The sequence below is a fragment of the Phenylobacterium aquaticum genome, from assembly GCF_947378715.1.
GTDB lineage: Bacteria > Pseudomonadota > Alphaproteobacteria > Caulobacterales > Caulobacteraceae > Phenylobacterium > Phenylobacterium aquaticum_A.
The window spans coordinates 1-3612 of sequence record NZ_CANCLE010000257.1; the positions used below are offsets into that span (position 1 = coordinate 1).

Here is a 3612-nt window from a genome sequence, read left to right on the forward strand (position 1 = left end):
CTTCCGCGCCCCGCACCACTCAGGGCGCGCCGCCCACTCACGCGCTCCAGGCTCACGGGGGCGCCTTATTTAGAGACCGATCCGGGGACCATCCTCCGGCTGTCGGCGGCAGCCCCGTCGAGGCTAAGGACGATCCCATGTCGGACGACCACACCCCGCTCGATCCGCTGCGCACCATTCGTGGCGATGGCCTGCCGGCGGCCCAGCCGCTGCCCCCCAAGGTGCGCTGGTGGATGGCCGGCGCCGGGGCCCTGCTGCTCTTGCTGGTCATCGGGCTCATGACCGCCAACCTCAACCACAGAATGAAGGTTCAGGCCGCCGCGGATCAACACCTCGCGGCCGCTCAGGCAGAGCTCCAGGCGTCCGGCGCGCCCTCGTCCAGTGACGCGGCGGCGGCGACCTTGGCGACGTCCAACGATGCGGACGCCCTGGCGGCGAAGCAGGAGCATGAGTCCCACGATGCGGCGACCACGGCCGCCCAGGCCAAGGCTGACGCCCAAGCCCCGCAATAGCCGGCGATCGATTCGCCCCTCACGACTGGCGAGGGTCCAAGCGATCGCGACGCCCCCGGCGGCCGCGAAGTGCTGCTTCCGGCGGCGGCGCGATGGCGACCAGGTCGAAAGCGCCACAATGCTCCAACAGAGCTCCCAAGTGAGGGCGATCGATGATGTCGCCGGCGTGGAACTCTGTCATGTTTGGTCACAGCCCCATGGCCGGCGAGACTGAGGGTCAGCCAAATGCTCTTCCAAAGGCGGAAGCTTGACCCCGCCCGCACCATCAATGGTCGCGGCCTGCAGGCGACGCGGCCCGTGGGAAACCTGGTCTTCTGGCTGATCTTTCTGCTGGTCGGCGGCTTGTCCGTGTGGGGCGCGGTGGCTTTGGGCTTGCGACGCCAGCACATCATCGAGCGTCAGACCGCCGAGGACGACGCACGGGCCATGGCCCAGACCGAGGCGGCGCCGCCGCCGCCAAGCCCGACGCCACCGCCACAGGTCCCCGCGCCGACGCCCAGCTCGCCCGGCCCGACGTCCCTGCCCGCCAGCATCATGAAGGCGCCGTCGGACCAGGCTGCTGCTCCCGCGAGCGCGGGGCCGAACCCGCTCTGAGCCTCAGGAGGACTTGGCCTCCTAGGCTGCGCTGCGGAACAGGTCGAGCATCCAGCCGGCCTGCTGACCGGCAATGGCCAGGGACTGGGTCGCCAGGCTCTCGCGCACCTGGCTGGCCTGCAGCTTGGCGGAGTCCTTGGCCATGTCGGTGTCGACGATATTGCCGATGCCCGCCTCCAGGGTGTCGGCCAGCTTGCCAGCCATCACGATCCGCCGGCCGATCATCGCCGACTGCGACCCGAAATAGGCTGCGGCGCTATTGGCCTGGGCCAGCGCCCCGTCCACCGCCGTCACCACCCCGTCCAGCGAGAGCTGGTCGAGATTGTCCAGCCCCAGCCAATCCGAAGTCATCGGCCGATAGCCCAGGCTGATGGTGTCGCCAGCGGTCGAGGCCAGCAGGCTCTCCGACCCACGCAGGGCCGTGAAGGTCAGGCTGTTGATCTTGAATCCCTGGGGGTTGGACGAAGCCCTCGGAGTCGAGCGGAAGTCGAAGCTGACGCTGCCAGCCCCCGGGACGTCCGGATTGTTCCAGTCGCCATAGGCGATCGGCAGGCTGAGCCGGATCGCGCTGCCGGAGGTCTTGGCCTGGGGCCAGGCCACGCTGACCGGATCGCCGACGCCGGTCACCGTCATGGTCGGCGTGGTCGAGGAATAGGGCACGGTCACGTCAAGGTTCAGCGTCCCCGCCTCGCCGGTCATGGGAACCGAGACGTTCAGATTAGCCTGGGGGGCGCCCTGAGCCGGCGTGATGTCGACCGGGGTATTGTTCTTGGCCACCAGCAGGTTGATCCCGCTGAAGCTGGAATTGCGCGCCGCGCTGTTGATCCGCGCCACCATGTCCTTGATGTCGCTGAGATAGGCGGCGCGGCTGCTGGCGTCGAGCGAGGGGTCGGCCAGGGCGACGGCCTTGGCCCGCATCTCGGTCAGGGTGTCGGACACGCCCTCCACGGCCGTGGTGGTGATGTCCAGGGTCGACTGGTTCCGCCGCAGGCTGTCGTTCAGCGTCCGCCAGCCGCCCAGTTCGCTGCGCATGTTCTGGGCGATCGCATAGGTCGCGCCATCGTCGACGGGGCCCGCCACCTTCAACCCCGTCGCGACCCGATTGCGCAACTGGGCGGAGTCCGCGTTTGCGCTCGCCAGGGCCTGGCGAGCATACATCGCGCTAACGTTGGTGAGCAGCGAGACCAAATACAACCAGGAATGGGGCGGCGTCTATATCGACGTTATTTGAACTCACGCGCGTGAATCCGCGCTTAATTGTCGCGCATTTCAGGTATTCGCCGTTGATCAACCTGGATGAACACAGGCTTCACGCCCTGCCCGACGCCTCGGCAGGTCGCGCGCGCGGGCGACCAATAGGCGGGGCGGACGTTGCGGTTTTGTGCTAGAAACGCCAACTAAGGTCGCAGCGCCGCGGCGGAACGCGGCGCGGCCTGACTGTCCGGAGCTCATTCCATGTCCCTCACCGACGTTCTCGAATCCGAGCACCGCACGGGTCAGATCAAGATCCACGGACCGGAGGCTTTCGAGGGCATGCGCGCCGCAGGCAAGCTGGCCGCCGAGTGCCTGGACATGCTCACCCCCCACGTCCAGCCGGGCGTGGTGACCGATGAGCTTGACCGCATGGCGCGGGAGTTCATCCTCGATCACGGCGCCCTGCCCGCCTGCCTGGGCTATCGGGGCTACACCAAGACGGTGTGCATCTCGCCCAATCATGTGGTCTGCCACGGGATCCCCGGGGAGCGGGCCCTGCGCGAAGGCGACATCGCCAATATCGACGTGACCCTGATCATCGACGGCTGGCATGGCGACCATAGCCGCATGTATGGCGTGGGCCCGGTGGCCCCGCGGGCCAAGCGACTGATCGACGTGACCTATGAGGCCATGCAGAAGGGCCTGGACCAGGTGAAGCCCGGCGCCCGGACCGGCGACATCGGCCACGCCATCCAGACCTATGTGGAAGCCCAACGCTGCTCGGTGGTCCGCGACTTCTGCGGCCACGGCCTGGGCAAGGTGTTCCACGACGCGCCCAACATCCTGCACTTCGGCCAGAAGGGCACGGGCGAGCTGCTCCGCGAGGGCATGTTCTTCACCATCGAGCCGATGGTGAACCTGGGCAAATACCAGGTGAAGCTGCTGTCTGACGGCTGGACAGCGGTGACCCGCGACAAGTCGCTGTCCGCCCAGTGCGAGCATTCGGTGGGCGTGACCGCCACGGGCTATGAGATCTTCACCGTCTCGCCCCAGGGCCTGTTCAAGCCGCCGGTATTGGTGGCCTGACCGCCACTGCGAGGCGGTCGTTCCTGTATCCCGAACACAAAGAACCCCCGGAGCGTGAGCCCCGGGGGTTCTTTGTAATATCTGGGTGCGGGGACAGGATTTGAACCTGTGACCTTCAGGTTATGAGCCTGACGAGCTACCGGGCTGCTCCACCCCGCGTCAGGGTGTTGATCGTGCTTGAAGGGTTTTGACCTTGCTGCTTGGGGCAGCTTGTTTTGCATCCGTT

At 67.1% G+C, this 3612-nt stretch carries 4 protein-coding genes and 1 tRNA gene; 3 read left to right on the forward strand and 2 right to left on the reverse strand.

Annotated elements, in window-relative coordinates; translation table 11 throughout:
- The first annotated feature begins 137 nt into the window (after window positions 1-137).
- Window positions 138-512, forward strand: a complete 375-nt coding sequence (locus Q7P21_RS20105; RefSeq protein WP_304172339.1) for a hypothetical protein — start codon at window positions 138-140, stop codon at window positions 510-512.
- 225 nt (window positions 513-737) lie between these two features.
- The gene (locus tag Q7P21_RS20110) at window positions 738-1106 is read left to right on the forward strand and encodes a hypothetical protein (RefSeq protein ID WP_304180124.1); all 369 of its coding nucleotides are present in this window, start codon (window positions 738-740) and stop codon (window positions 1104-1106) included.
- Window positions 1107-1127: 21 nt separating this feature from the next.
- Here the strand turns inward: Q7P21_RS20110 and Q7P21_RS20115 are convergent, their stop codons facing one another.
- Complete coding sequence (locus tag Q7P21_RS20115; RefSeq protein ID WP_369685446.1) at window positions 1128-2300, reverse strand: flagellin; 1173 nt, start codon at window positions 2298-2300, stop codon at window positions 1128-1130.
- A gap of 261 nt (window positions 2301-2561) precedes the next feature.
- Here Q7P21_RS20115 and map point away from each other — a divergent pair, with 261 nt between their 5' ends.
- On the forward strand, window positions 2562-3386 hold the full coding sequence (map, locus tag Q7P21_RS20120; RefSeq protein WP_304180131.1) for a type I methionyl aminopeptidase: 825 nt from the start codon (window positions 2562-2564) through the stop codon (window positions 3384-3386).
- A gap of 82 nt (window positions 3387-3468) precedes the next feature.
- Here the strand turns inward: map and Q7P21_RS20125 are convergent.
- A tRNA-Met gene (locus Q7P21_RS20125) sits at window positions 3469-3545 on the reverse strand.
- Window positions 3546-3612 lie beyond the last annotated feature (67 nt).